Origin of the sequence: Aquitalea sp. ASV15 (assembly GCF_016429115.1) — a bacterium.
In the GTDB taxonomy this organism is placed as follows: Bacteria; Pseudomonadota; Gammaproteobacteria; order Burkholderiales; family Chromobacteriaceae; genus Aquitalea; species Aquitalea magnusonii.
The window spans coordinates 16432-42809 of sequence record NZ_JAELTZ010000036.1 but is presented as its reverse complement, the minus strand read 5'-3'; the positions used below and the strand labels follow the sequence as shown (position 1 = coordinate 42809).

Here is a 26378-nt window from a genome sequence, read left to right as displayed (position 1 = left end):
CTTTTGCCAGTCGTTGTTGAGCGCGGCCCAGCTTTGGCTGTCGATACCGTCGATGAACAGATTGGGGTCGAAGCCCGGCTTGGACAGAAAGGCCAGCACGCCGCCGCTTTGCGGGTCGATGGCCACCAGTGCGCCACGGCGGTTGCCGAACAGCTTGTCGGCCACTTCCTGCAGGCGGATGTCCAGCGCCAGCTTGAGATTATTGCCATTCACCGGCGGCGTGCGGCGCAGGCTGCGGATGGCGCGGCCGCCGGAGTCGGTTTCCACTTCCTCGAAACCCACCTGGCCGTGCAGGTCATCCTCGTACACCGCTTCCAGGCCGGTTTTGCCGATGTAATTGCTGCCTTTGTAATTGGTGGTTTTATCTTCGTCGTCCAGCCGCTCCTGGTCTTTCTGGTTGATGCGGCCGATATAGCCCAGCACATGGCTGGTGAGTTCCTTGTAGGGGTAGTCGCGGAACAGGCGGGCCTTGACCTCGACGCCGGGATAGCGCCAGGCATTGGCGGCCACGCGGGCGGCTTCCTCCTCGGTGAGCTTGACCTTGAGCGGGATGGATTCGAAATCCTTGGACTCGGCCAGCAGTTTCCGGAACAGCTTCTCGTCACGCGGCGTGATGTTCACCAGCTTGGCCAGCTCGGCAATGGTGGCGTTCATGTCCGGCATCTTGCTGGGCACCAGTTCCAGCGTGTAGGCCGAGTAGTTTTGCGCCAGGATCACCCCGTTGCGGTCCATGATCAGGCCGCGGTTGGGCAGGATGGGCAGCAGGGAGATGCGGTTGTTCTGTGCCAGCGTGGCAAAGTGCTCGTACTGGTAGACCTGCAGCCAAACAAAACGGGCAATCAGGATGCAGAACATCAGCAGCATGAAGCAATAGGCCACGATCAGCCGAAGCTGGAACTGGCCGTCTTCAGCCTGCGGATTCTTGAAGCGGGTAGGGCGCACGTCTTACACCGAATGATGACGGTAAGGCAGCAACAGCAGCTTGGTCAGCAGCGGCCACAACAGCGCGCCGATCAAGGGCGGCAGGAAATAGCTCCAGCCGACAAAGGCCGAGCCGCTGAGCATGCGTGCCACCACCATGATGCTCTGGTTGCACAGCATCAGCCCGAGTACGGCCAGGGCTTGCTGGCCCAGATTGAACATCACCAGCTGGCGCTGGCGGCTGAGTGCCAGATAAGCGGTGGTGGAATAGGCCAGTGCATGCTGTCCCAGCATGCCGGCGGTGGCGATGTCGGCCACCAGCCCCATCAGGAAGGCGATGCCGACATTGACCCGGCGCGGCTGGTTGATCAGCCAGTACAGCAGCACCAGGCTGATGAAGTCGGGCAGCCAGCGGGTTGAGCCATGCGGCAGCGGAATCATTTCCACCAGCACCGCCAGCAGCAGGGTCATGAAAATGAAGCGGCGCTTGACCGGCTTGAGCAATTCCTTGGGACGGTCGAACGACATGCTTACTCCGAATCGGCGGGCTTTTTGCCCTTGGTCTTTTTCACCGGCACAACCGGCTCGGCCGGACGCGGCGGCGTCTGGCCCTTTTGCTGCAGTACCAGCACGAAACGGGTTTGCTGCACGCCAGCCACCGGCTCGGTGGTGATGCGGCTGAAAGCCGCGCCGGCATTGCGTTCCACCTTGCTGACCCGCGCCACCGGCGTCCCTTCCTGATACAGGCCGTCGATGCCCGAGGTCACCACCATGTCGTTTTCACGCACATCGGCATGCAGCGGCAGATAGCGGATTTCCACGCCGCCGCCATAGCCGTACAGGATGGCGCGTTCGCCGGTACGGGCAATCATCACCGGCACCATCTGGTTCTTGTCGATGATCAGCGACACTTCGGCGGTCAGCGGCTGCACGCGGGTGATCTGCCCCAGCAGGCCACGGCCGTCCACCACCGGCTGCCCCGGCTGCAGATGGGCGTCGGCACCCTTGTCGATGATGATCTTGTACGAAAAGGGGTCGCGCCCGGTATACAGCGTTTCGGCCAGCTGGGCGGCATCATTGCGGCTGGCCTTGATGGCATTCAGGCTGCGCAGCTCGTTCAGCTCGCGCTCCAGTGTTTCCAGCCGGGCCAGCCGGGCCGACATTTCCAGCTGGCGCGTGCGCAACTGGTCGTTTTCGCTTTTGAGATCGGCCTGCACGGTAAAGTAGTCGCTGACATGGCGCACCAAGCCCAGTGGCAGGTTGACGGCGCGCTGCAGCGGATACAGCACCAGCGACATGCCGTCGCGAGCCTGCTCCATCAGCCCATAGCGGCTGTCGCCCACCAGGAGTGCGATGGAAGCCAGGGCACAGAGAAGCAGGCGCGTGCCAGGCTTGGGCCCGGAGCGGAAAAAGCTGGGGGTGTTGGCGAAGTCCATCAGGCGGTATGCCGCCCCTTGACGGGGCAGCCGCAGGTCCGTTTAGGGAAGAATCAGGGTACGTTGGTGAAGATGGTGCCGATCTTGTCCATCTTTTCCAGCGCCTTGCCCGAGCCGCGTACCACGCAGGTCAGCGGTTCTTCGGCCACGAATACCGGCAGACCGGTTTCTTCGGCCAGCAGGCGGTCGATGTCCTTGAGCAGCGCACCACCACCGGTCAGTACCATGCCCTTGTCGGCAATGTCGGCACCCAGTTCCGGCGGCGTCTGTTCCAGCGCGATCTTCACGGCGGAAACGATCTGGTTCAGGGGTTCGGTCAGCGCTTCCAGGATTTCATTGGACGACACGGTGAAGGCGCGCGGAATGCCTTCGGCCAGGTTGCGGCCCTTGACTTCCATTTCACGCACTTCGGCACCGGGGAAGGCCGAGCCGATGGTTTTCTTGATTTCTTCGGCGGTGGTTTCGCCAATCAGCATGCCGTAGTTGCGGCGAATGTAATTGATGATGGCTTCGTCGAACTTGTCACCGCCCACGCGTACCGAGTTGGAATACACCACGCCACCCAGCGAGATCACGCCCACCTCGGTGGTGCCGCCACCGATGTCCACCACCATGGAGCCGGTCGGCTCCTCTACCGGCAGGCCGGCACCGATGGCGGCGGCCATCGGCTCTTCGATCAGCTCCACGCGGCGCGCACCGGCGGCCAGGGCGGAATCGCGGATCGCCTTGCGTTCCACCTGGGTGGAGCCGCAGGGCACGCAGATCACGATGCGCGGGCTGGCAGCAAAGAAGCGGTTGGGGTTCACCTTCTTGATGAACTGCTTGAGCATCTGCTCGGTGACGGTGAAGTCGGCGATCACGCCATCCTTCATCGGACGAATGGCCTGGATGGAGCCCGGAGTACGTCCCAGCATGCGCTTTGCTTCCAGGCCGACGGCCAGGATGGATTTCTTGTTGGTGGGCACATCGCTGTGAATGGCGACCACGGATGGTTCGTCAAGCACGATGCCCTTGCCACGCATGTAAATGAGGGTGTTGGCCGTGCCAAGGTCGATGGCAAGGTCGTTGGAGAAGTATCCGGTGAGCGAACGAAACATTGGGCGGTCCTGGTTCAGTTTCCGTCAGTCGGGCGCGATGCGCGTCCGGCAAATTCTTGCATGGGCTTGGGTTCCCGGTTCCCGTCGCAGCGCACGCCCAGGCTGGCCTGAGGCGGCGGACGGCGGCCTTCCGGGGGACATCATTGTTGCATCACCTCGCATAAATAAACAGCAAGGCCGGCTGGCAGAAAACCCTAGCCCGGCAGCAGGATTCATGGTGCGAAGTGTGATGTCGATCTTGGGAGAATCAAACCCGTTATGATACCCTATAAAGCTTGAAATATTAAAGGTTTTAACGAGGACGCCATGTCTCTGACCCACCAGGATGTCGCGCGGATTGCCAAGCTTGCCCGCATCAACGTAAGCGATGAAGAAATCGCCGAGGTTGGCAACCAGCTTAACAATATTTTTGGCCTGATCGAGAAGATGCAGGCCGTCAACACCGATGGCATCGAACCGATGGCCCATCCGCAGGATGTAAGCCTGCGTCTGCGTGAAGACATCGTGACCCAGACCAACCAGCGCGAGGCGTTTCAAGCGGTCGCCCCGCAGGTGGAAAAGGGCCTGTTCCTCGTTCCCAAGGTGATCGAGTGAGTTTCAGAGCAGCACGGTTTTGGATGGTTCCCGTTGGGGAATGGCTTTTTTCCGCCCTCGTGCTGCCGGCCTGCCATGGCAGGCACACCCGCTCACTGATCCCAGCTTAACCGGATATCAAGACAAAATGACGAACGCCACCCTCAAGCAACTGTCGCAACAACTGGCGGCGGGCGAGGTGTCGAGCGTGGAATTGGCCACGCACTACCTCGACCGCATCGAGGCGCTGAACCCGCAGCTGAACGCCTTCATCACCGTGGACCGCGCCCGCACCCTGGCCGATGCCGCTGCCGCCGACGCCGCCCGTGCTGCTGGCCAGGCCGGCCTGCTCACCGGCGTGCCGATGGTGCACAAGGACATCTTCTGCCAGCAGGGCTGGAAAACCAGCTGCGGCTCGAAGATGCTGGACAACTTCATCTCGCCTTACAGCGCGCATGTGGTGGAGCAGTGCCATGCCGCCGGCCTGGTGACGCTGGGCCGCGCCAATATGGACGAATTCGCCATGGGCTCGTCCAATGAAAACAGCTACTACGGTGCGGTGAAAAACCCGTGGGACCTGAACGCCATTCCGGGCGGCTCGTCCGGTGGTTCCGCTGCTGCTGTCGCTGCGCGCCTGACCCCGGTGGCCACCGCCACCGATACTGGCGGCTCCATCCGCCAGCCGGCCAGCCACTGCGGTGTGACCGGCATCAAGCCGACTTATGGTGTGGTGTCGCGCTACGGCATGGTGGCCTATGCCTCCTCGCTGGATCAAGGCGGCCCGATTGCCCAGACCGCCGAAGACTGCGCGCTGATGCTGAACGTGATGGCCGGTTTCGATGAGCGTGACTCCACCAGCCTGGAACGTGCGCGCGAAGACTACACCCGCGAGCTGAACCAGCCGCTGTCCGGTTTGCGCGTGGGCCTGCCGCGCGAGTACTTTGCCGACGGTCTGGATGCCGACGTGGCCAAGGTGATCGAAGACGCGGTGGCCGAGCTGAAAAAACAGGGCGCGCAGGTGGTGGAGATCAGCCTGCCCAATACCGAGCTGTCCATCCCGGCCTACTACGTGATTGCCCCGGCCGAAGCCTCCACCAATCTGTCGCGTTACGATGGCGTACGCTACGGCCATCGCGCCGCCGAGTACAAAGACCTGGTGGACATGTATGAAAAGACCCGTGCCGAAGGCTTTGGCGCCGAGGTCAAGCGCCGCATTCTGGTAGGCAGCTATGTACTGTCGCACGGCTATTACGATGCCTACTACCTGAAGGCGCAGAAAATCCGCCGCCTGATTGCCAACGATTTCAAGGCCGCGTTTGAGCAGTGCGACGTCATCCTGGGGCCGGTGGCACCGACTGCCGCCTTCAATATCGGTGAGAAATCCGGCGATCCGGTGCAGATGTATCTGTCCGACATCTACACCCTGTCGGTCAACCTGGCCGGCCTGCCCGGCATGAGCGTGCCGGCCGGTTTCGACCGCCGTGGCCGCCCGGTGGGTCTGCAGATCATCGGCAACTATTTTGGCGAAGCAAAAATGCTGAATGTGGCGCACCAGTTCCAGTTGGCCACCGACTGGCACACCCGCGCCCCCGCCCTGTAATCAAGACCGTAGCGGGGGCGGCGCAGCGTCCGTCCCTGTCGGCATAGCAAAAGGATTTCTCCGCGATGAAATGGGAAGTCGTCATCGGTCTTGAGGTGCATGTGCAGCTCAACACCGCTACCAAGATTTTTTCCGGCACCAGCACCGCCTTTGGTGCCGAGCCGAACACCCAGGCTTCGGCCGTGGAACTGGCCTTTCCCGGCGTACTGCCGGTACTGAACAAGGCGGTGGTGGAAAAAGCCATCCGCCTGGGCCTGGCTTTGGGTTCGAAAATCAACCAGAAGAACGTGTTTGCGCGCAAAAACTACTTCTACCCCGATCTGCCCAAGGGCTATCAGATCAGCCAGATGGAGCTGCCGATTGTCGAAGGCGGCGCGCTGCCGATTCTGGTGGGCGAAGAAGAAAAGCTGGTCAAGCTGACCCGCGCCCACATGGAAGAAGATGCCGGCAAATCGCTGCATGAAGACTTCAGCGGCATGACTGGCATCGACCTCAACCGTGCCGGCACCCCGCTGCTGGAAGTGGTGTCCGAGCCGGACATGCGCTCGCCGGAGGAAGCCGTGGCCTATGCCCGCGCCCTGCACAGCCTGGTGATGTGGCTGGGCATTTGCGATGGCAATATGCAGGAAGGCAGCTTCCGCGTGGATGCCAACGTCTCCGTGCGCCCGTTCGGCCAGCAGGAATTCGGCACCCGCCGCGAAATCAAGAACCTCAACTCCTTCCGCTTCCTGGAGCAGGCCATCAAGTATGAAATCCAGTGGCAGATCGACACCCTGGAAGATGGCGGCCGCGTGGAGCAGGCCACCGTGCTGTTCGACCCGGACAGCGGCGAAACCCGCATGATGCGCAGCAAGGAAGACGCGCACGACTATCGCTACTTCCCCGATCCGGACCTGCTGCCGGTACGCATTGCCGACGAGCAGATCGAACGCATCCGCAGCGAAATGCCGGAACTGCCGGCCGCCATGAAAGCCCGCTTTGTCGAAGCCTTCGGCGTGTCGTCTTACGATGCCGCGCTGCTGACCGGCAGCCGCGCCACGGCGGAATACTTCGAAGCGGTGGCCCAGGCCTCGGGCCAGGGCAAGCTGGCGGCCAACTGGGTGAATGGTGAAATCGCCGCCCGGCTGAACCGCGAAGGCAAGGATATTGACGAATGTCCGATTGCCGCCGAGCGTCTGACTGGCCTGATCCAGCGCATTGCCGACAACACTCTGTCCAGCAAGCTGGCCAAGCAGGTGTTCGATGCCTTGTGGGAGAGCGACTTGTCCGCCGATGCCATCATCGAGCGTGATGGCCTGAAACAGGTGTCCGACGTCGGTGCCATCGAGAAGATGGTGGAAGAAGCCATCGCCGCCAATCCCAAGGCGGTGGAGGAATACCGTGCCGGCAAGGAAAAGGCGCTCAATGCGCTGGCCGGTCAGGTGATGAAGGCTTCCAAGGGCAAGGCCAATCCGGCTCAGGTGCAGGACATCCTGAAGCAGAAACTGGCCTGATCCAGCCGCCGCCACCCCCTGGCGGCGGTGTTGAGCGAACGGCATGCGGCAGCATGCCGTTCTGTTTTTGCAGTTTAAATAGGCAATTTCAACTGCGGGCCGGCTTTTTTTGCAGACTGGCGACGGCCGTGCATTTGATTGTCATGAAAAATCATTGTGTTGTCTTCCCGCACCATTTCAGCTCACAGCTCACTTTGACTGCCGGTATTAACCCACTGATTTGACACGGAAAGCGCTTTTTGAGGCTGTCGCTAAGTCATTGTCGCAAAAGGTGAATTAGCGCCGAGTGATGTTGACCGTGGTGAAGTTCTTTCTTATAGTGGCGAAAAGTGGGGTGAAGTGGGTAAATGTGGGGCGACGGCCCCTCAACTTTCAGCGGTGGTGTCCAGCTCATGATCGGCGGCGTCAGTATTGTCTCTCTTGATAGCAAGGGTCGTTTGGCCATTCCGGCCAGACACCGTGAGACACTGCTGTCCGCGTTTGGCCACAAGCTGGTCGTCACCCTCGAATCACCCGACCATCTGCTGATTTACCCCGAACCCAACTGGCGTCCGGTCGAAGCCCGCCTGCTTGCACTTCCCACCGGCAATCCCACGCTGAAACGCTACCAGCGCCTCGTGCTTGGCCACGCAGAAACGCTGGAAATGGACAGCGCCGGACGCATCCTGCTGCCTTCCCGCCTGCGCGAACTGGTCGGTCTGGACAAGGACGTGGCACTGGTCGGCATGGGCAACCGCTTCGAGCTGTGGAATGCCGAGGAATGGGACAGCCAGACCACGGAAGCACTGGCCATCGACCAAGCCGATCTGGCACAACATCTTGGAGACTTTACCCTGTGAGTTCCACCCCGTACGTGCACCGCACGGTGCTGCTAGCCGAAGCTGTAGCCGCGCTCGCCATCAAGCCTGATGGCGTGTATGTGGACTGCACCTTCGGTCGCGGTGGCCACAGCCGGCTCATCCTGTCGCAGCTGGGGCCGCATGGCCGCCTGATTGCCTTCGACAAGGATCTGGAAGCCATTGCCGAAGCGGAGAAGCTGGCGGCAGAAGACAGTCGTTTTACCATTGTTCACAACGGTTTCGAGACCCTGGGTCAGGAGCTGGCCCGTCTGGGCGTGGCCGTGGTGGACGGTGTATTGATGGATCTGGGCGTGTCCTCGCCACAGATCGACGACGGGCGTCGCGGCTTCAGTTTCCGCTTCGACGCGCCGCTGGACATGCGCATGGACACCACCCGCGGCATCACTGCCGCGCAGTGGCTGGCCACTGCGGAAGAAGACGAAATCAAAGAGGTCATCAAGACTTATGGTGAAGAGCGGTTTGCTCGCAAGATCGCAGCAGCCATTGTTGCGCAACGGGAGCTCGCTCCCATCCAGACCACGCGTGAGCTCGCCCTGCTCGTTGGGCAAAACGTCCGTACTCGGGAACCGGGTCAGGACCCAGCCACGCGGACCTTCCAGGCGATCCGGATCTTTGTGAACCGCGAGCTGGACGAGCTGAAGGCGGTATTGCCGCAAGCAGCCCGTCATCTGGCTGAAGGCGGCCGGCTGGCCATCATCAGCTTCCACTCGCTGGAAGACCGTATCGTCAAGCAATACCTGCGTGATGCCAGCAGCGTGGAAAAGCTGCCCAGCTGGGTCATGGTGCGTGCCGACGACATGGCGCGGCCGCCGCTGGAAACCGTGGGCAAGCCGGTGCGCGCCAGCGAGGAAGAGGTGCGTGAAAACGCCCGTTCGCGCAGTGCCATCATGCGTATCGCCGAACGCACCGCCGCGCCGTGGCGCGAGGGGGATGCATGAACCGTCTGTGCGCGATCCTTCTGGTGCTGGTCGTGGTGTCCGCCTGGTCGGTGGTCACCTCGCAGCACGTATCGCGCAGGCTGTACAGCGACCTGCAGAAAGAGCAGAAATCCGCCCAGCAGCTGGAAGTGGAATTCGGCCAGCTGCAGCTCGAGCAAAGTACCTGGGGTGCCCACGCGGTGATTGAAAAGGCTGCCAGCACACGGTTGGGCATGCACACGCCGGATCCGCGACAGATCCAGGTGCTTTCTGCGCGGGGAGGTGCCTGATGCGCACCAGCTACTCCGCCCATCAGCGTGAACGTCTTGCCGATGCCAGCCCTGCCCTGAAAATGACGGCAGGGCGTGTGCGTTTTGTACTGGTGATGCTGGGCATGCTGTTCCTGGCGCTGATTGGCCGGGCCATTTACCTGCAAGTGGTGCAGCAGGACTTCCTGCAAGGCCAGGGTGAGGCGCGTTTCCGCCGGGCGATGACGCTGGAGGCCAACCGCGGGGTGATCACCGATCGCAATGGCGAACCGCTGGCCATCAGTTCGCCGGTGCAGACCATCTGGGCCAGCCCGGCCGACATGGAGCCGGTGCCGCCGGCCAAGCTGCGCGAGCTGGGCAAGCTGCTGGACATGTCGCCGGAAGAACTGGCCACCAAGCTGTCCGACCGCAAGAAAGAATTCGTCTACATCAAGCGTCAGATCAATCCGGAAGTGGCGGACAAGGTGATGGCCCTGGGCATCCCCGGCATTGCCAAGCAGCAGGAATACCGCCGTTTCTATCCGGCTGGCGAGATCATCTCCCACATCATCGGCTTCACCGGGGTGGACGGCAAAGGCCAGGAAGGCGTGGAGCTGGCGCGTGAGAAAATGCTGTCCGGCAAGGATGGCCGCCGCGTGGTGATCAAGGATCGTCGTGGTCACATCATCGAGGATGTGGCCGCCATCGAGCCGCCGCGCGATGGCCAGACCCTGGCGCTGGCCGTGGATCATCGCATCCAGTACCTGGCTTATCGCGAAATCAAGGCCGCGGTGGAAGAGAACAAGGCCAAGGCAGGCAGCGTGGTGGTACTGGATGCCAAGACCGGCGAACTGCTGGCGCTGGCCAACTACCCCTCGTTCAATCCCAACAACCGGGTCGGCACCACGCCGGAAATGCTGCGCAACCGGGCGGTGATCGACCTGTTCGAACCCGGCTCCACCATGAAGCCGCTGTCGATCTCGCTGGCACTGGAACACGGCAAGGCCAACGTCAACACCGTGCTGGACACCCACAGCTACATGATCGGTCCCGCCACCATCCGCGACGTATCGGCCCAGCCCAGCCTGAACATTCTGGGCATCATCCAGAAATCCTCCAACGTGGGCACCAGCAAGCTGGCGCTGCTGAGCTCGCCACAAGATTTCTGGACTTATTACGATTCACTGGGCTTTGGCCGTGCGCCCAATACCGGCTTCCCCGGCGAGGCGGCCGGGCGCTTGCGTGACTGGAAAAGCTGGCGACCCATCGAGCAGGCCACCATGTCTTTCGGCTATGGCGTGTCGGTCAGCCTGCTGCAGATGGCGCGGGCTTATACCATTTTCACCAATGACGGCGTGATGCTGCCTATCTCGCTGTACAAGACCAGCACCCCCATGCCCGGCAAGCGCGTGCTGAGCGAAAAAACCGCGCATGAAATGCACGACCTGCTGGTAGCCAATAGCGAACCGGGTGGTGGCGCTGTCGGTGGCCGCATCATCGGTTACAGCATCGGCGGCAAGAGCGGCACCGCGCGCAAGCTGGAAGGCCGTACCTATGTGGCCAACAAGCACCGCGCCCTGTTCATCGGTTTTGCCCCGGGCAAGAGCTCACGATTGATCGTGGCGGTGATGATCGATGAGCCCACGGCCGGCAAATACTACGGCGGTGCCATTTCCGCGCCGGTGTTTTCCCAGGTGGCTGGCGGCGCGCTGCGCGTGCTGAATGTGCAGCCGGACGAGCCGTCCAACAACAGCTTGCTGCCGGACTCGACCCCGGTCCCTGCGGATTTTTAAAGAAACAGAACATGAAAAGTCGCCTGACAAGCTTGCCGGACTGGGATCCGGCACAACTGAACCAGCTGGGCCTCCCCATCAAACGGGTCGAGGCTGACAGCCGCCGTGTGCTACCCGGAGATGTCTTCCTGGCCTGCCACGGTGAGTATGCTGATGGCCGCGACTTCATTCCTGCTGCGCTGGAAAAAGGCGCGGCAGCCGTGCTATGGGACAACGCTGACGGATTTGCCTGGAATCCGGACTGGACCCTGCCCAACCTGCCGGTGCCGGCGCTGCGCGAACGCGCCGGCATGGTGGCGGCGCATGTCTATGGCCAGCCCAGCCTGGCGATGACGGTGATCGGCATTACCGGCACCAATGGCAAGACCTCGATTTCCCACTGGCTGGCGCAGGCGTTTTCGCTGCTGGGGCAGAAAGCCGCGCTGATCGGCACCGTGGGCAATGGTTTTTATGGCGAACTGACCGAAACCACCCACACCACGCCGGACCCGGTCACCGTGCAGCAAAAGCTGGCGGAATACCGCCGCCAGGGCGCACATGTGGTGACCATGGAAGTGTCCAGCCATGGGCTGGACCAGTCGCGTGTCAATGGCGTGAGCTTTGCCACCGCGGTATTCACCAACCTGACCCGTGACCATCTGGACTACCACGGCAGCATGGAAGCCTACGGCGCGGCCAAGGCCAAGCTGTTCCACTGGGAGGGCCTCAAGCACGCTGTCATCAATGTGGACGACCCGTTTGGCCGCCAGCTGGTACAGGAGATTGATGCCAGACAGACGCAGGTAGTCAGCTACGGACTGACCCAGGGCGATGTGCGGCCGCTCAGCCTGACGGCCAATCTGGACGGCCTGCAGTTGCAGGTGACTACACCCTGGGGTGAGGTGGAAGTACGCACCGGCCTGGTGGGCCGCTTCAATGCCAGCAATCTGCTGGCCTGTCTGGCCACGCTGTGCGTCAACGGCATCAGCCTGGCCGATGCCGCCGCGGTGATGGCACGCATCCAGCCGGCGCGTGGCCGCATGCAAAGCATAGGCGGCAGCCACGAACCGCTGGTGGTGATCGACTATGCCCACACCCCGGATGCGCTGGAAAAGGCACTGGCCACGCTGGCCGACATCCGTCCGGCCGGCAGCCGCCTGTACTGCGTGTTCGGCTGCGGTGGCGACCGCGATCCGGGCAAGCGCCCGATGATGGGGGCGATCGCCGAGCGCATCGCCGATGTCGCCGTCGTCACCAGCGACAACCCGCGTACCGAAAATCCGCAAACCATCGTCGACCACATCCTGGCCGGCATGAGTCATCCGGGCCATGTCGAGCTGGACCGCGCTGCCGCCATTCACTGGGCAGTCAGCCGCGCCCAGGCCGGCGACATCGTACTGATTGCCGGCAAGGGCCATGAGGAATACCAGGACATCGCCGGGGTCAAGCACCCCTTCTCCGATTTCCGCATCGCCGAAGAAGCGCTGACGGCCTGGGGAGACCAGGCATGATGACCCTGCAACAGGCGGCGCAACTGGCTGGCGGCATCCTGGTGGGTGGCGACGGATCGGCGCGTCTGGCCCGCGTGGTCACCGACAGCCGCGCCGTGCAGCCGGGCGATCTGTTTGTCGCGCTCAAGGGCGAGCGCTTCGATGCCCACGATTTCGTGGCCGATGTACTGGCGCGCGGTGCGCTTGCTGCGCTGGTAGACGAAGGTTTTGCACTGGAAGCTGCCAGCCTGATCAAGGTGGACGACACCCGGCTGGCGCTGGGCCGTCTGGCTGCCGGCTGGGCTGCCGCCCTGCCTGCCGTGCGGGTGGGCATCACCGGCTCCAATGGCAAGACCACGGTCAAGGAAATGCTCACCGCCATTCTCAAGGCCCATGCCGGAGATGCCGCCGTGCATGCCACTGCCGGCAACTTCAATAACGACATCGGCCTGCCGCTCACCCTGCTGGGGCTGAAGCCCGCCCATCGCTATGCGGTGCTGGAAATGGGCATGAACCATCACGGCGAGCTGACTTATCTGAGCAGCCTGGCCCGGCCGCAAGTGGCGCTGGTCAACAATGCCATGCGCGCGCATATCGGTTATTTCGCCGATACCACCGATGTGGCCCGCGCCAAGGCGGAAATCTTCTCCGGCCTGCAGGCGGGTGGTGTGGCCATCGTCAATGCCGACGACGCCAATATTGCGCTGTTCCGCGCCGCTGCCGGCAGTCATCGGCAATGCAGCTTCGGCTTGCAACAGCCAGCGGACATCCGTGCGCGCGACATCAGCCTGCAGGCGCTGGATAGCCAGTTCATCCTGTGCTGCCCGCAGGGTGAGCAAGCCATCAGCCTGCCGGCACCGGGCGAACACAATGTACGCAATGCGCTGGCTGCCGCCGCCATGGCGCTGGCGCTGGACGTGCCGCTGGCGGCCATTGCTGCCGGTCTGGCGGTGTTCGGCAATGCCAAGGGCCGTCTGCAGCAGAAAACCGGCCTGCATGGTGGCGTGGTGATCGACGACAGCTACAACGCCAATCCGGATTCGATGAAAGCCGGCATCGATGTACTGGCCCGCCTGCCGGCACCGCACTGCTTTGTCATGGGCGATATCGGCGAACTGGGCGAGTCGGCCGTGCAACTGCATCGCGAAGTGGGTGAACACGCCCGCCTACGCGGCATTGCCCAACTGGTGACGCTGGGCGAGCTCAGCCATCACGCCGCGGCCGCCTATGGCGAGGGCGCGCACAGTTTTGATGATTTCACGGCGCTGGCCAGCTGGCTGGGCGCCAATTTGCAAGCGGGAGCCTCAGTGCTGGTGAAGGGTTCGCGCTTCATGCGTATGGAACGGGTGGTGGAACACCTGACGACCGCAAAACAACAAGAAGAGGGAGTGTAAGGTGCTGCTCTGGCTAGCTGAATTGCTGGGTTCTCATATCCGGACCTTTAACGTTGTGTTCTACGTCACCCTGCGGGCGGTGATGGCAGCGCTGACTTCGCTGACCATCTCGCTGCTGCTGGGGCCGTGGGTCATCCGCAAGCTGACCGAACTGAAAGTCGGCCAGGCGGTGCGCAACGACGGCCCGCAAAGCCATCTGGTCAAGGCCGGAACGCCGACCATGGGCGGTTCGCTGATCCTGCTGTCCATCACCATCACCACCCTGCTGTGGGCTGACCTGTCCAACAAATACGTCTGGCTGCTGCTGGCGGTGATGCTGGGCACCGGCGCGCTGGGCTTTTACGACGACTGGCGCAAGGTGGTGTACAAGGACCCGAAAGGGGTGTCGGCCAAATTCAAGATGGTATGGCAATCCACCATCGCCATTGCCGCGGGCATCTTCCTGATCGCCACCGCCAAGCTGCCGGCCTCCACCGAATTCATCGTGCCCTTCTTCAAGACCGTGGCCTATCCGCTGGGCGTGGTGGGCTTTTGCGTGCTGACCTATCTGGTGATCGTCGGTACCTCGAATGCGGTCAACCTGACCGACGGTCTGGATGGTCTGGCGGCACTGCCGGTGGTGATGGTGGCCTCCGGCCTGTCGATCTTTGCCTATGTGGCTGGCCACGTGGTGTTTTCCCGTTATCTGGGCCTGCCCTTCATTCCCGGCGCGCATGAGGTGGTGGTGTTCTGCGCCGCCATCTGCGGCGCCTGTCTGGGCTTTTTGTGGTTCAACGCCTATCCGGCCCAGGTATTCATGGGCGATGTCGGCGCACTGGCACTGGGCGCGGCACTGGGCACCGTGGCGGTGATCGTGCGTCAGGAAATCGTGCTGTTCATCATGGGCGGCCTGTTCGTGATGGAAGCGCTGTCGGTGATGATCCAGGTGACCTCGTTCAAGCTCACCGGCAAGCGCGTGTTCCGCATGGCACCGCTGCATCACCACTACGAATTGAAGGGCTGGAAAGAAACCCAGGTGGTGGTGCGTTTCTGGATTGTCACCATGATGCTGGTGCTGGCTGGCCTGGCATCGTTGAAATTGCGTTAAGGAACAGGGCTCATGGACTTTGCTGATCGACACATCGCGGTAGTGGGGCTGGGAGGCTCGGGGCTGGCTGCCGCGCGCTATCTGGCGGCCCACGGTGCACGCGTGGTGGTGGCCGATAGCAAGCCCGCGCCCGAGCGCGTGGCCGAATTGCAGCGCCATGTGCCGGATGCCGAACTGCGCGTCGGCGCATTCGATGCCAGCACCTTTGCCGGTGTCGACATGCTGGTGCTCAGCCCCGGCGTACCGTTGAAGAACCCGGCCGTGGATGCTTTCCGCCGTGCCGGTGGCGAAGTGGTGGGCGATGTGGAACTGCTGGCCCGCGCCATCAAGGGCAGCGGCAGCAAGGTGATTGCCATTACTGGTTCCAATGGCAAGACCACCGTCACCAGCCTGGTGGGCCATCTATGCCAGCAGGCCGGGCTGGATACCATTGTCGCCGGCAATATCGGCCTGGCGGTACTGGAAACCCTGCTGGAACGCGAACAGTCCGGCAAGCAGCCGGACGTATGGGTGCTGGAACTGTCCAGCTTCCAGCTGGAAACCACGTACAGCCTCGCGGCCGATGCCGCCACCGTGCTGAATATTTCCGAAGACCACCTGGACCGCTACAACGACCTGCTGGACTACGCCCACGCCAAGACCGCCGTATTCAATGGCCTGGGTGTGCAGGTGCTGAACCGCGACGACATCCTGGCCCCGGCCATGGTGCGCCCCGGCCATCAGGTCAAGTGGTTCTCGCTCAAGCAGCCGGTGGAATACAGCCTCACCCGGCAGGACGGCCAATACTGGCTGAGCGCGCAGGGCGAGGCCGTGCTGCCGCAAGCCAGCCTGCAACTGCAAGGCCTGCACAATGCCGCCAATGCACTGGCGGCGCTGGCCTTGTGCGACAGCATCGGACTGGACCGTGCCGCCCTGCTGCAAGGCTTGCAAAGCTTCCAGGGCCTGGCGCACCGCGTGGAGCTGGTGGACGAATTTGATGGCATCGCCTGGATTGACGATTCCAAGGGCACCAATGTCGGCGCCACCGAGGCCGCCCTCAATGGCATGACCCGCCAGGTGGTACTGATTGCCGGTGGCGATGGCAAGGGCCAGGATTTCAGCCCGCTGGCACCGGCTTGCCAGCGTATTGCCCGCGCTGTGCTGCTGATTGGCCGCGATGCTGGCCGCATCCGTACCGCCCTGGCGGATAGCGGCGTGCCGCTGCACGACTGCGCCACGCTGGAAGAGGCCACACGCTTTGCCGCCAGGCTGGCCCAGCCGGGCGATGTGGTGCTGCTGTCGCCGGCCTGTGCCAGCCTGGACATGTTCCGCAACTACGCCCATCGCGCCCAGGTGTTCATCGACACCGTGGCACAGATCAAGGCCGTATCCGGAAAGGGGCTGCCATGATCGTGCACTCGGCGCGCCGCTACACCGCCATCAAACCCTTCGACGAGGCATTGGCCTGGGCCCTGGCCCTGCTGCTGTCCATCAGTCTGGTGATGGTGTATTCGGCGTCGATTGCCTATGCCGAGGCCGATGCTGCCACGCAAAACCGCTACTTCTACCTGATCCGTCACATCATCTTCATGGTGATCGGCCTCTGTGCCTCTTACATCCTGTTCCAGGTGCCCACCCGTATCTGGCAAAAGTACGCCGGCAAGCTGTTCCTGCTGGGCATCGTGTTGCTGGTACTGGTGCTGGTGCCCGGCATTGGCCGGGTGGTGAACGGTTCGCGCCGCTGGATCAACCTGTTTGTGCTGAACCTGCAGCCGTCCGAGATCATGAAATTCGCCACGGTGATCTATGCCGCTGACTACACCGTGCGCAAGACCCACAAGCTGCACAGCCTCAAGGAAGGCTTTGCGCCGATGTTCGCCGCCATGGTGGCCGTGGCCTTCCTGTTGCTGCGCGAACCGGACTTCGGCGCGCTGATGGTGGTGATGTCCATTGCCATGGGCGTGCTGTTCCTGGGCGGCATCAATATGCGCATTTTTTCCGGGCTGGCGGTGATGGCGGCCGTGGCCATCGTGCTGCTGATCATTTCCTCGCCATACCGGCTCAAGCGCGTGCTGGGCTTCATGGACCCGTGGGATGACCCGTATGGCAAGGGCTACCAGCTGTCGCACTCGCTGATCGCCATTGGTCGTGGCGAATGGTATGGCGTGGGGCTGGGCTCCAGTATTGAAAAGCTGTTCTACCTGCCCGAGGCGCACACCGACTTCATCATGGCGGTAATTTCGGAAGAATTCGGCTTTGTCGGCATCTGCGTGGTGATCGGCCTGTATGCCTGGATTGTACGGCGTGCGTTTCACATCGGCGTGGAATCGAAAAAGCTGGAGCGTTTTTTCCAGGCGCTGGTGGCACAGGGCATGGGCATCTGGCTGGGGATTCAGGTGTTTTTCAACATCGGCGTGAACATGGGCCTGTTGCCCACCAAGGGCCTGACCCTGCCGCTGATGTCGTTTGGTGGTTCGGCCATGTTGATGAATCTGGTAGCCATGGCCGTACTGCTGCGGGTTGATTATGAAAACCGCCGCATCATGCGCGGCTACAAGGTTTGATGAAGATGACGAACAGAACGGTCATGGTAATGGCAGCCGGTACGGGTGGACACATTGTCCCCGGCCTTGCCGTGGCCAAAGAGCTGCAACAGCGCGGCTGGAAAGTGGTGTGGCTGGGTACCGAGCGCGGCATGGAAAACAAGCTGGTGCCGCCCACCGGCATTCCGCTGGAGCGGCTGGCTTTTCATGGCGTGCGTGGCAAGGGCCTGCTGGGTTCGCTCAAGGGTGTGCTGCAACTGTGCGGCGCCTTTGTGCGGTCGGCACAGCTGTTGTTCCGTCACCGTCCGGACGTGGTGCTGGGCATGGGCGGCTATGTCTGCCTGCCGGGCGGGGTGATGAGCGGCCTGTTGTGGAAGCCGCTGGTGCTGGTGAATGCCGATGCCAGCCTGTTGCTGAGCAACAAGGCATTGCTGCCGTTTGCCCGCAAGCTGGTGTGCGGTTTTGACGGCAGCGCCGCCAAGAGCAGTCCCAAGGCGCTGGTGACCGGCAATCCGGTACGCCAGGAAATCGAAGCCCTGCCCGCTCCGGCACAGCGCATGGCAGGCCGTAGTGGCCCGCTGCGGGTACTGGTGGTGGGTGGCAGCCTGGGGGCGCGGGTGCTGAACCAGACCCTGCCGCAGGCAATGGCGCAGTTGCCGGCAGCACAGCGGCCGCAGCTGACCCACCAGACTGGCGAAGCCAACTTTGCCGAGGTGCAGGCCGCCTATCGTGCCGCCGGGCTGGAACAGGAGGTGACGCTGTTGCCGTTTATCGATGACATGCCCAGCCGCCTGGCCGATTGCGACCTGATCATCTGCCGCGCCGGGGCCATTACGGTAAGCGAGCTGTGCGCCGCTGGTGTGGCCAGCATTCTGGTGCCGCTGGTGGTGTCCACCACCGCGCATCAGCGCGACAACGCCAAGTGGATGGCGGCAGCAGGTGCGGCGATTCATCTGCCGCAAAGCGAACTGACAGCACAAAAGCTGGCAGACGTGCTGGCCGGTCTTGACCGGCCCCGTCTGCTGGAACTAGCCAGCCACGCCCGTGCATTGGCCAGACCGGGCGCGGCCGCCCGGGTGGCCGATGTGTGCGCCGCCCTGGCAGACGAACAGTAATACGGCAGCCACAAGCGGCCGGAAGCAACGAGAAAGAACATGAAACACAGGGTCAAACACATTCACTTCGTCGGCATCGGTGGTGTCGGCATGTGCGGCATCGCCGAGGTTCTGCTGAACCTCGGTTACAGCGTGTCCGGTTCGGACATGGCTGATGGTGCCGCCACCCAGCGCCTGGCGGCGCAGGGCGCACGCGTGTTTTTTGGCCATGACGCCACCTATATGGAAGGTGCCGATGTGGTGGTGACCTCCACCGCGGTGAAGGCGGACAATCCGGAAGTGCTGTGCGCCCGTGAGCGCCGCATTCCGGTGATCCCGCGCGCCATGATGCTGGCCGAGCTGATGCGCTTCAAGCAGGGCATCGCCATTGCCGGCACCCACGGCAAGACCACCACCACCAGCCTGACGGCTTCGGTGCTGGCGGCAGCCGGGCTGGACCCTACTTTCGTGATCGGCGGCAAGCTGACTGCCGCGGGGACCAACGCCAAGCTGGGTTCCGGGGAATTCCTGGTGGCCGAGGCCGACGAATCGGACGCGTCTTTCCTGCACCTGACGCCGGTGATGGCGGTGATCACCAATATCGACGCCGACCACATGGACACCTACGACCACAGCTTTGACAAGCTCAAACAGGCTTTCGTCGATTTCCTGCACCGCCTGCCGTTTTATGGCCGGGCCGTACTGTGTGTGGACGACCCGAACGTGCGCGAAATCCGCAGCCGCATCACCAAGCCGGTGACGACTTACGGCCTGGACGATTCGGCCGACATCTATGCCGAAAACGTGGTGGCTGCCGCAGGCCAGATGCATTTTGACGTGGTGGTCAACAATGGCAGCCAGCAGCGTTTCCCGGTAGTGCTCAACCTGCCGGGTCGTCACAACGTGCTGAACGCCTTGTCGGCCATTGCCATTGGTCTGGAATGCGGCGCGGACATCCCTTCCATCCAGCGCGGACTGGCCGAGTTTGCCGGGGTGGGCCGCCGCTTCCAGCGTTATGGCGAAGTGGCCCTGCCGGATGGGGGCAGCTTCACCCTGGTGGACGATTACGGCCACCACCCGGTGGAAATGGCTGCCACGCTGGCGGCGGTGCGTGGCGCCTTCCCGGACAAGCGACTGGTACTGGCCTTTCAGCCACACCGCTACAGCCGCACCCGTGATCTGTTCGAAGATTTCGTCAAGGTATTGAACGGCGTGGATGCGCTGTTGCTGTCCGAAGTCTATGCCGCGGGCGAAACCCCCATCGTGGCGGCGGATGGCCGGGCCCTGGCGCGCGCGGTGCGCGTGTCCGGCAAGGTGGAGCCGCTGTTTGTCGAGCAGATTGCCGACATGCCGCGCACCATCATGGACATCGCGCGGGACGGCGATGTGGTCATCACCATGGGTGCCGGTTCCATTGGCGCGGTGCCAGGCAAGCTGGTGGCGGGCAAGCTGTAAGTAGCAGGCGAATTTTGGCGGGAGGGGGCAGACCCTCCCAGTAAGGAAGAGCAATGAAGCAGTACGGCAAAGTGGCAGTGATGATGGGCGGCAGCTCCGCCGAGCGGGAAATCTCGCTGATGAGCGGCAATGGCGTGTTGAACGCGCTGCGTTCGCGCGGCGTGGATGCCCACGCCTTCGACCCGGCTGACAAACCGCTGTCGGCACTGAAGGACGAAGGCTTCGAGCGCGTGTTCATCATCCTGCACGGCCCGTTTGGTGAAGACGGTACCTTGCAGGGTGCGCTGGAAACGCTGGGTATTCCGTATACCGGCTGTGGTGTGATGGCTTCGGCCATCTGCATGGACAAATGGCGCACCAAGCTGTTGTGGCGCGGTGCCGGCCTGCCGATTCCGGAATTCGAACTGCTGGACGAAAACAGCGACTTTGCCGCCGTGGAAGCACGCCTGGGCCTGCCGCTGTTCGTGAAGCCGGCAACCGAAGGCTCCAGCATTGGCGTGACCAAGGTAAAACAGCCGGGCGAACTGCAAGCCGCGTTTGAGGAAGCCCGCAAGTACGACCCGCTGGTATTGGCCGAGCGCTTTGTCGGTGGTGGCGAATACACCTGTGCCGTGATAGATGGCCAGGCTTATCCCACGATCAAGATCGAGCCGGCTACCGAGTATTACGATTATCAGGCCAAGTATTTCCGCGACGACACGGTCTACCGCTGCCCGTCCGGCCTGAGCGAAGAAGTGGAACAGCGCGCCCGCGCCCTGTGCCTGCAGGCTTTCCGCGTGCTGGGCGGCCAGGGCTGGGGCCGGGTGGATTTCCTGATGGACGAGGATGGTGGCATCTATCTGCTGGAAGTGAATACCAATCCGGGCATGACCAGCCACAGCCTGGTGCCGATGGCGGCACGCGCCCAGGGCATCAGCTACGAGGACCTCTGCCTGAACGTGCTGGATATGGTGCATGTGGGATAACCATCAGCTGCTGAAAGGCCTGGCCAATTTCCTGCTGGGCGCCTCGCTGCTGATGCTGATGTATGCAGGTGGATTCTGGGTGACGCATGCGCCGGTGTTTCCGGTGAAGAAGATCCAGATCCAGGGACAGATGAAAAGGGTGACGCCGGAACAGCTGCGCTTCATTGCCGAGCATGAGCTGACCGGGACTTTCTTCACGCTGGACATCGACAAGACGCGGGCCGCATTCGGCAAGCTGCCCTGGGTGCGGGATGCCCAGGTGCGGCGGCGCTGGCCGGATGCCCTGGAAATTGCAGTGGAAGAACATGTGGCGCTGGCGCGCTGGGGCGAAAACGGGCTGGTGGACAGCCACGGCGACCGCTTCGATGCCGCCAGTGATCAGCAACTGCCGGTGTTTTACGGACCGGCAGGCGCAGAAAAGGACATGACAGCTATGCTGGCGCGTTTGCGCCAGGGCCTGAAACCGACGGGGCTGGCCCCCAAGGACATCTGGCTGTCGCCACGCCGTGCCTGGCAGGTCGGGCTGGATAACGACATCAAGCTGGACCTGGGTCGTGGCGACGTGGATTTGCGGGTGGAGCGATTCGCCCAGTACTGGAAAGACAAGCTGGCAGCGCTGCCCTACCACATCGATTACGTGGACATGCGCTACCCCAATGGATTTGCCGTGCGGATGCCTGATTACAAGGCGCCGCCGGCTCAAGTGAAAAAGTAATACCAAGCTGGAGCGACAGGTGAGCAAACCTAAGGAAAGCAAGAACATGCTGGTCGGCCTGGACATCGGCACATCCAAGATCGTGGCGATTGTCGCGGAGGTCCTGGATGACGGCCAGCTCAACATCATCGGCATGGGCCAGACCCCGTCTCGCGGTCTGAAGCGCGGCATGGTGGTGAACATCGAATCCACGGTGCAGGCCATCCAGCGTGCATTGGAGGAGGCCGAGCTGATGGCCGACTGCAAGATTCACGAGGTGTTTGCCGGCATTGCAGGCAGCCACATCAAGAGCATCAACTCGCACGGCATGGTGGCCATCAAGGACCGCGAAGTCATGCAGATGGACATCGAGCGCGTGATTGAAACCGCCCGCGCCGTCACCATCCCGCCGGATCACCAGGTGCTGCACATCCTCACCCAGGAATACAGCATCGACGGCCAGGAAGGGGTGCGCGAACCCCTGGGCATGAGCGGTGTGCGCCTGGAAGCCAAGGTACACATCGTCAGCGGTGCGGTGTCTGCCGCGCAGAACGTCACCAAGTGCGTGCGCCGCTGCGGGCTGGAAGTGTCCGACCTGGTGCTGCAGCCGATGGCCTCGGCCATTGCCGTGCTGTCGGAAGACGAAAAGGAACTGGGCGTGTGCCTGATCGACATCGGTGGCGGCACCACCGACATCGCGGTGTATGCCAACGGTGCCATCCGCCATACCGCGGTGATTCCGATTGCCGGTGACCAGATCACCAACGACATCGCCATGGCGCTGCGCACCCCGACCAAGGAAGCGGAAGACATCAAGATCCAGCACGCGGTGGCACTGGTGACCATGGCCGATCCGGGCCAGATGATCGAAGTGCCGGGCGTGGGCGAGCGCGGTCCGCGCCAGATGTCGCGCGCCACCCTGGCCGAAGTAGTGGAACCACGGGTGGAAGAACTCTTCCAGCTGGTACAGCAGGAGCTGCGCCGCAGCGGCTTCGAGGACTTGCTGTCCTCCGGCATCGTGCTGACCGGTGGCGCCAGCCTGATGCCGGGCATGGTGGAACTGGCCGAAGAGGTGTTCCACATGCCGGTGCGCGTGGGCGTGCCCAAGTATGTAGGCGGCCTGGCCGAAGTGGTGAAGACCCCGCGCTTCTCCACCGGTGTCGGTCTGTTGTTGTACGGCAAGGACCAGATCCAGACCCATAGCGGCCCCAAAGTGGAAAGCGCGGGTGTCGGTCATCTGTTCGGCCGCATGAAGGCCTGGTTCGCCGGGAATTTTTAAGCCCGGGCGGCCGGGTGGCCGCCGGGCTGTCGTGTTTTATCGGGCAGCAGTAAATATCGGAAATGCAAGCTCATCTTAAACTTGAGGAGAGGCAAATGAGCGGAATGGTTTTTGAAGTCATGCAAGAGACCGCCAACGCGGCCGTGATCAAAGTGATCGGCGTGGGTGGTGGTGGTTGCAATGCCATCGACAACATGATCAGCAGTCATGTGCATGGTGTGGAATTCATCTGCGCCAATACCGATGCGCAATCCCTGCAGCGCAACAAGTCGCCGCAGAAACTGCAACTGGGCAACAACCTGACCCGTGGTCTGGGTGCCGGTGCCAACCCGGAAGTGGGCCGCAGCGCCGCGCTGGAAGACCGCGAACGCATCGCCGATGCCCTGCGCGGCGCCAATATGGTGTTCGTGACTGCCGGCATGGGCGGTGGTACCGGTACCGGTGCCGCCCCGGTGGTGGCCGAAGTGGCCAAGGAACTGGGCATCCTCACCGTAGGCGTGGTCACCCGCCCGTTCGACCACGAAGGCAAGCGCCTGAAAGTGGCCCAGAGCGGTATCGAAGACCTGAAAAAGCATGTCGACTCGCTGATCGTCATCCCCAACGAAAAGCTGATGGAAGTGCTGGGCGACGATGTCACCATGCGCGAAGCCTTCCGTGCCGCCGATGACGTGCTCAAGGGCGCGGTAGCCGGTATCGCCGAAGTGATCACCTGCCCCGGCCTGATCAACGTCGACTTTGCCGACGTACGCACCGTGATGTGCGAAATGGGTCTGGCGATGATGGGTTCGGCTTATGCATCGGGTATCGACCGTGCCCGCGTGGCCGCCGAGCAGGCCGTGGCCAGCCCGCTGCTGGACAACATTACCCTGGAAGGTGCCCGCGGCGTGCTGGTGAACATCTCCACCGCACCGGGTTGCCTGAAGATGAGCGAATACCGCGAAATCATGGGCATCATCCGTCAGTACGCCGACGAAGATGCCCAGATCAAGTTCGGTACTGCCGAAGTGGAAGAAATGCCGGAAGACACCATCCGTGTCACCCTGATTGCCACCGGCCTGGGTCAGCAAAAGCCGGTACGCGAAGAGCGTCCGGAATACATCAAGATCGTCAAGACCGGCACCGACGACCGTGCTGTCGAGGTCATCAACTACGACGATTTCGATACCCCGGCCATCATGCGTCAGGGCCGTCGCCGTGCGGCGCCGTCCACCGACTTCTCCAACCCGGAAGTGAGCGACAGCTACGATATTCCGGCCTTCCTGCGCAAGCAGGCAGATTAAGAAAGGTCTGCCAGGATAAATAGTTAAATACTATTAACGTGTGACGAGCAATCAATAAAGCATGGCGCAAGCCTGTGCTAGAATCGGGTTTTCCCGATTGCCTGAAAGCTTCACATGATATTCCAGCGCACGCTGAAACAAGCGATCAGCGCCACAGGTGTCGGCTTGCATTCTGGCGAGCGGGTGAAACTCACCCTGCTGCCGGCAGCACCCGACACCGGCATCGTCTTTCGCCGCACCGACTTGCCCGAGTCGGAGGATGTGAAAGCCGAGCCTGCGCTCGTCAACGACACGCGCCTCTCCTCCACGCTGGTGACCGCCACCGGCGTGCGTGTCGGCACGATCGAGCATTTGATGTCAGCCTTTGCCGGCTTTGGCATCGACAACCTCATTGTCGAGGTGACGGCGGCGGAAATGCCCATCATGGATGGCTCCGCCGCCCCCTTCATTTACCTGCTGCAAAGTGCCGGGGTGGTCGAGCAGACCGTGCCCAAGCGCTTCATTCGCGTCAAACAGGTGGTGGAAATCGTCGAAGGGGACAAATGGGTCAAGCTGGAGCCGATGGATGGCTTCAAGATCACCCTGTCCATCGAGTTCAACCATCCCGCTTTCAATCTGGCACCGCAAAAAGTCACGGTGGATTTCGCCAGCAGCTCTTATCTGGACGAAATCAGCCGCGCCCGCACCTTCGGCTTCATGCACGAAGTGGAATACATGCGCCAGCACGGGCTGGGGCTGGGCGGCAGCCTGGATAACGCCATCGTCATCGATGACGAGTACGTGCTGAATCCGGAGGGACTGCGTTTTCCCGACGAATTCGTGCGCCACAAGATTCTGGACGCCATTGGCGACCTCTACATCATCGGCCACCCGCTGATTGCCGCCTTCTCCGGCCATAAATCCGGCCATGCGCTCAATAACAAATTGCTGCGCAAGCTGCTGGATACGCCGGATGCCTGGGAATACGTCAGCTTTACCGACCCGCTGGATGCCCCGTCCAGCTTCCACCGCCTGCCCGAGGTGGTGTAGACATGCTGGCGCTGTGGCGGCTGTGGGCCATTGTCATCATTCTGGCTTTTGGCTGGTCCGCCATCAGCTATGCGCTCACCCGCAACCCGCGTTATTTGCATATCAGCCTGCGTCTGTGCAAGTGGACTGGCGGCCTGGGCCTGCTGCTCACCCTCTTCTGGCTGATTGGCAAACTGCTCCGTTAACCGCACACTGCCAGCCATTTCAATCTGCTGGCAGCCAGCGGCTGCCACTTGCTGGAGGTTTACATGTCCGGACTGACCCATTTCGATGCCAGTGGCCAGGCCCATATGGTGGATGTCGGTGACAAAGAGCACACCCGCCGCCGTGCGGTGGCCAGCGGCAGCATCCGCATGCTGCCGGCCACCCTGCTGCTGATCCGCGATGGCCATCATAAAAAAGGCGACGTGCTGGGCATTGCCCGCATCGCCGCCATCATGGCCTCCAAACGTACCGCCGACCTGATCCCGCTCTGTCACCCCATCTCCCTCACCCGCGTGGCTGTTGAATTTGCGCTGGACGAAGCCAGCAGCAGCGTCAGCATTACGGTGACTGCCGAGTGCAGCGGCCAGACCGGTGTGGAAATGGAAGCGCTGACAGCTGCCAGCGTTGGCCTGCTCACCATTTACGATATGTGCAAGGCGGTGGACCGTGGCATGGTGATTTCCGCCGTGCAGCTGCTGGAAAAAGAAGGCGGCAAGAGCGGGCACTGGCAGGCGGGGGCCTGAGCCGCCGGCATATTCATGCCTGCCTTGTGGCGTTTTATTGCAAAGCAGGGCAGTCCAGATCGCCTTCCTGGCATTGCAGCAGTTTTTGCAGCTCCTTGATGCGGTTCTCCGTCTTGCCGGTCAGGCACTGTAACCAGATGGTGGGGAAAATGCTGCCACCACTGACCTGGGCGGTTTCAAAGCGGCAAGCGGCATCCCGGTAGCCTATCCAGGCACGCTGGGCGATGGTCAGCCGTTGCTGGTCGTCGGCAGCCAGCCGTTGGCGATACTGTTGGTAGAGGCTGTTCAGCTGCTTATCTGCCAGCTCATGCGCCTTGGCCGCGCACACATTCATGTCCGCCTGCGTCATGGCATGCTGGCAGCTGTCGCCGGCAGCCTGCACCAGGTTGCTACACAGTCCTGCCAGCAGCAGGGCGGTCAGACCGAATTTCATTGATGCTTCCT

At 62.3% G+C, this 26378-nt stretch carries 25 protein-coding genes and 1 pseudogene; 21 read left to right on the top strand and 5 right to left on the bottom strand.

The features are described from left to right. The 4 genes and pseudogenes from JHD64_RS15275 to JHD64_RS15260 all read right to left on the bottom strand — a co-directional run. A pseudogene (locus JHD64_RS15275) lies at window positions 1-942 on the bottom strand (penicillin-binding protein 2); the annotation flags it as partial. 3 nt (window positions 943-945) lie between these two features. Beyond that, entirely contained in the window at window positions 946-1449 is a 504-nt protein-coding gene (gene mreD, locus JHD64_RS15270; protein WP_059284574.1) for a rod shape-determining protein MreD, read from the bottom strand. A gap of 2 nt (window positions 1450-1451) precedes the next feature. Beyond that, a complete protein-coding gene (mreC, locus tag JHD64_RS15265; RefSeq protein WP_110313056.1) occupies window positions 1452-2357 on the bottom strand; it encodes a rod shape-determining protein MreC in 906 nt (301 codons plus the stop codon). Window positions 2358-2410: 53 nt separating this feature from the next. Further along, window positions 2411-3454, bottom strand: a complete 1044-nt coding sequence (locus JHD64_RS15260) for a rod shape-determining protein (RefSeq protein WP_103522960.1) — start codon at window positions 3452-3454, stop codon at window positions 2411-2413. 306 nt (window positions 3455-3760) lie between these two features. Between JHD64_RS15260 and gatC the strand changes: the two genes are divergently transcribed. The 21 genes from gatC (at window position 3761) to moaC (ending at window position 25934) form a co-directional block, all read left to right on the top strand. Beyond that, on the top strand, window positions 3761-4048 hold the full coding sequence (gene gatC / locus JHD64_RS15255) for an Asp-tRNA(Asn)/Glu-tRNA(Gln) amidotransferase subunit GatC (protein ID WP_199053911.1): 288 nt from the start codon (window positions 3761-3763) through the stop codon (window positions 4046-4048). A gap of 127 nt (window positions 4049-4175) precedes the next feature. Then, window positions 4176-5627: an Asp-tRNA(Asn)/Glu-tRNA(Gln) amidotransferase subunit GatA gene (gene gatA, locus JHD64_RS15250; RefSeq protein ID WP_199053909.1), complete on the top strand. Its 1452-nt coding sequence runs from the start codon at window positions 4176-4178 to the stop codon at window positions 5625-5627. Window positions 5628-5692: 65 nt separating this feature from the next. Then, window positions 5693-7120 carry an Asp-tRNA(Asn)/Glu-tRNA(Gln) amidotransferase subunit GatB gene (gene gatB, locus JHD64_RS15245; RefSeq protein WP_199053907.1) on the top strand — a complete coding sequence of 476 codons (1428 nt, stop codon included), beginning with the start codon at window positions 5693-5695 and terminating at the stop codon, window positions 7118-7120. A 392-nt stretch (window positions 7121-7512) separates the two neighbouring features. Then, the gene (gene mraZ, locus JHD64_RS15240; RefSeq protein WP_059284570.1) at window positions 7513-7959 is read left to right on the top strand and encodes a division/cell wall cluster transcriptional repressor MraZ; all 447 of its coding nucleotides are present in this window, start codon (window positions 7513-7515) and stop codon (window positions 7957-7959) included. Further along, a complete protein-coding gene (rsmH, locus tag JHD64_RS15235) occupies window positions 7956-8918 on the top strand; it encodes a 16S rRNA (cytosine(1402)-N(4))-methyltransferase RsmH (RefSeq protein ID WP_059284569.1) in 963 nt (320 codons plus the stop codon). The genes mraZ and rsmH overlap by 4 nt, the downstream gene beginning before the upstream one ends. Next, window positions 8915-9187, top strand: coding sequence for a cell division protein FtsL (gene ftsL / locus JHD64_RS15230; protein ID WP_199053904.1), 273 nt, complete (start codon window positions 8915-8917; stop codon window positions 9185-9187). Before rsmH ends, ftsL begins: the two co-directional genes overlap by 4 nt. After that, window positions 9187-10938, top strand: coding sequence for a penicillin-binding protein 2 (locus tag JHD64_RS15225; RefSeq protein WP_059284567.1), 1752 nt, complete (start codon window positions 9187-9189; stop codon window positions 10936-10938). Before ftsL ends, JHD64_RS15225 begins: the two co-directional genes overlap by 1 nt. Before the next feature lie 11 nt (window positions 10939-10949). Beyond that, entirely contained in the window at window positions 10950-12428 is a 1479-nt protein-coding gene (locus JHD64_RS15220; protein ID WP_199053897.1) for a UDP-N-acetylmuramoyl-L-alanyl-D-glutamate--2,6-diaminopimelate ligase, read from the top strand. Next, on the top strand, window positions 12425-13801 hold the full coding sequence (murF, locus tag JHD64_RS15215; RefSeq protein WP_199053895.1) for a UDP-N-acetylmuramoyl-tripeptide--D-alanyl-D-alanine ligase: 1377 nt from the start codon (window positions 12425-12427) through the stop codon (window positions 13799-13801). The genes JHD64_RS15220 and murF overlap by 4 nt, the downstream gene beginning before the upstream one ends. Window position 13802: 1 nt before the next feature. Further along, a complete protein-coding gene (mraY, locus tag JHD64_RS15210; RefSeq protein ID WP_059284704.1) occupies window positions 13803-14888 on the top strand; it encodes a phospho-N-acetylmuramoyl-pentapeptide-transferase in 1086 nt (361 codons plus the stop codon). 12 nt (window positions 14889-14900) lie between these two features. Then, complete coding sequence (gene murD / locus JHD64_RS15205; RefSeq protein WP_199053893.1) at window positions 14901-16277, top strand: UDP-N-acetylmuramoyl-L-alanine--D-glutamate ligase; 1377 nt, start codon at window positions 14901-14903, stop codon at window positions 16275-16277. Next, window positions 16274-17431: a putative lipid II flippase FtsW gene (gene ftsW / locus JHD64_RS15200; protein WP_110313051.1), complete on the top strand. Its 1158-nt coding sequence runs from the start codon at window positions 16274-16276 to the stop codon at window positions 17429-17431. Before murD ends, ftsW begins: the two co-directional genes overlap by 4 nt. Window positions 17432-17436: 5 nt before the next feature. Then, window positions 17437-18525, top strand: coding sequence for an undecaprenyldiphospho-muramoylpentapeptide beta-N-acetylglucosaminyltransferase (gene murG / locus JHD64_RS15195; protein WP_059285670.1), 1089 nt, complete (start codon window positions 17437-17439; stop codon window positions 18523-18525). A 39-nt stretch (window positions 18526-18564) separates the two neighbouring features. After that, window positions 18565-19959 carry a UDP-N-acetylmuramate--L-alanine ligase gene (gene murC / locus JHD64_RS15190; protein ID WP_059285652.1) on the top strand — a complete coding sequence of 465 codons (1395 nt, stop codon included), beginning with the start codon at window positions 18565-18567 and terminating at the stop codon, window positions 19957-19959. A gap of 53 nt (window positions 19960-20012) precedes the next feature. After that, the gene (locus tag JHD64_RS15185; RefSeq protein ID WP_059285653.1) at window positions 20013-20924 is read left to right on the top strand and encodes a D-alanine--D-alanine ligase; all 912 of its coding nucleotides are present in this window, start codon (window positions 20013-20015) and stop codon (window positions 20922-20924) included. Next, a complete protein-coding gene (locus JHD64_RS15180; protein WP_059285654.1) occupies window positions 20914-21639 on the top strand; it encodes a cell division protein FtsQ/DivIB in 726 nt (241 codons plus the stop codon). The genes JHD64_RS15185 and JHD64_RS15180 overlap by 11 nt, the downstream gene beginning before the upstream one ends. A 46-nt stretch (window positions 21640-21685) precedes the next feature. Further along, a complete protein-coding gene (gene ftsA / locus JHD64_RS15175; RefSeq protein ID WP_220272880.1) occupies window positions 21686-22897 on the top strand; it encodes a cell division protein FtsA in 1212 nt (403 codons plus the stop codon). Window positions 22898-22992: 95 nt separating this feature from the next. Continuing rightward, window positions 22993-24177 (top strand): cell division protein FtsZ, encoded by a 1185-nt coding sequence (gene ftsZ, locus JHD64_RS15170; protein ID WP_059285656.1) that lies wholly within the window; start codon window positions 22993-22995, stop codon window positions 24175-24177. A gap of 117 nt (window positions 24178-24294) precedes the next feature. Further along, complete coding sequence (lpxC, locus tag JHD64_RS15165; RefSeq protein ID WP_199053913.1) at window positions 24295-25206, top strand: UDP-3-O-acyl-N-acetylglucosamine deacetylase; 912 nt, start codon at window positions 24295-24297, stop codon at window positions 25204-25206. A gap of 2 nt (window positions 25207-25208) precedes the next feature. Continuing rightward, window positions 25209-25391: a hypothetical protein gene (locus JHD64_RS15160; RefSeq protein WP_059285657.1), complete on the top strand. Its 183-nt coding sequence runs from the start codon at window positions 25209-25211 to the stop codon at window positions 25389-25391. A 63-nt stretch (window positions 25392-25454) separates the two neighbouring features. After that, window positions 25455-25934, top strand: coding sequence for a cyclic pyranopterin monophosphate synthase MoaC (gene moaC / locus JHD64_RS15155; RefSeq protein ID WP_199053891.1), 480 nt, complete (start codon window positions 25455-25457; stop codon window positions 25932-25934). A 34-nt stretch (window positions 25935-25968) separates the two neighbouring features. Here moaC and JHD64_RS15150 read toward each other — a convergent pair whose 3' ends face one another. Continuing rightward, a complete protein-coding gene (locus JHD64_RS15150) occupies window positions 25969-26367 on the bottom strand; it encodes a lysozyme inhibitor LprI family protein (protein WP_059285658.1) in 399 nt (132 codons plus the stop codon). Window positions 26368-26378: the final 11 nt, after the last annotated feature.

What these genes read in the sequence shown, in the direction of transcription:
- mreD (WP_059284574.1), bottom strand. Translation starts at nt 1,449, where the DNA reads ATGTCGTTCGACCGTCCCAAGGAATTGCTCAAGCCGGTCAAGCGCCGC.
- mreC (WP_110313056.1), bottom strand. Translation starts at nt 2,357, where the DNA reads ATGGACTTCGCCAACACCCCCAGCTTTTTCCGCTCCGGGCCCAAGCCT.
- JHD64_RS15260 (WP_103522960.1), bottom strand. Translation starts at nt 3,454, where the DNA reads ATGTTTCGTTCGCTCACCGGATACTTCTCCAACGACCTTGCCATCGAC.
- gatC (WP_199053911.1), top strand. Translation starts at nt 3,761, where the DNA reads ATGTCTCTGACCCACCAGGATGTCGCGCGGATTGCCAAGCTTGCCCGC.
- gatA (WP_199053909.1), top strand. Translation starts at nt 4,176, where the DNA reads ATGACGAACGCCACCCTCAAGCAACTGTCGCAACAACTGGCGGCGGGC.
- gatB (WP_199053907.1), top strand. Translation starts at nt 5,693, where the DNA reads ATGAAATGGGAAGTCGTCATCGGTCTTGAGGTGCATGTGCAGCTCAAC.
- mraZ (WP_059284570.1), top strand. Translation starts at nt 7,513, where the DNA reads ATGATCGGCGGCGTCAGTATTGTCTCTCTTGATAGCAAGGGTCGTTTG.
- ftsL (WP_199053904.1), top strand. Translation starts at nt 8,915, where the DNA reads ATGAACCGTCTGTGCGCGATCCTTCTGGTGCTGGTCGTGGTGTCCGCC.
- JHD64_RS15225 (WP_059284567.1), top strand. Translation starts at nt 9,187, where the DNA reads ATGCGCACCAGCTACTCCGCCCATCAGCGTGAACGTCTTGCCGATGCC.
- JHD64_RS15220 (WP_199053897.1), top strand. Translation starts at nt 10,950, where the DNA reads ATGAAAAGTCGCCTGACAAGCTTGCCGGACTGGGATCCGGCACAACTG.
- murF (WP_199053895.1), top strand. Translation starts at nt 12,425, where the DNA reads ATGATGACCCTGCAACAGGCGGCGCAACTGGCTGGCGGCATCCTGGTG.
- murD (WP_199053893.1), top strand. Translation starts at nt 14,901, where the DNA reads ATGGACTTTGCTGATCGACACATCGCGGTAGTGGGGCTGGGAGGCTCG.
- ftsW (WP_110313051.1), top strand. Translation starts at nt 16,274, where the DNA reads ATGATCGTGCACTCGGCGCGCCGCTACACCGCCATCAAACCCTTCGAC.
- murG (WP_059285670.1), top strand. Translation starts at nt 17,437, where the DNA reads ATGACGAACAGAACGGTCATGGTAATGGCAGCCGGTACGGGTGGACAC.
- murC (WP_059285652.1), top strand. Translation starts at nt 18,565, where the DNA reads ATGAAACACAGGGTCAAACACATTCACTTCGTCGGCATCGGTGGTGTC.
- JHD64_RS15185 (WP_059285653.1), top strand. Translation starts at nt 20,013, where the DNA reads ATGAAGCAGTACGGCAAAGTGGCAGTGATGATGGGCGGCAGCTCCGCC.
- JHD64_RS15180 (WP_059285654.1), top strand. Translation starts at nt 20,914, where the DNA reads ATGTGGGATAACCATCAGCTGCTGAAAGGCCTGGCCAATTTCCTGCTG.
- ftsA (WP_220272880.1), top strand. Translation starts at nt 21,686, where the DNA reads ATGCTGGTCGGCCTGGACATCGGCACATCCAAGATCGTGGCGATTGTC.
- ftsZ (WP_059285656.1), top strand. Translation starts at nt 22,993, where the DNA reads ATGAGCGGAATGGTTTTTGAAGTCATGCAAGAGACCGCCAACGCGGCC.
- JHD64_RS15160 (WP_059285657.1), top strand. Translation starts at nt 25,209, where the DNA reads ATGCTGGCGCTGTGGCGGCTGTGGGCCATTGTCATCATTCTGGCTTTT.
- moaC (WP_199053891.1), top strand. Translation starts at nt 25,455, where the DNA reads ATGTCCGGACTGACCCATTTCGATGCCAGTGGCCAGGCCCATATGGTG.
- JHD64_RS15150 (WP_059285658.1), bottom strand. Translation starts at nt 26,367, where the DNA reads ATGAAATTCGGTCTGACCGCCCTGCTGCTGGCAGGACTGTGTAGCAAC.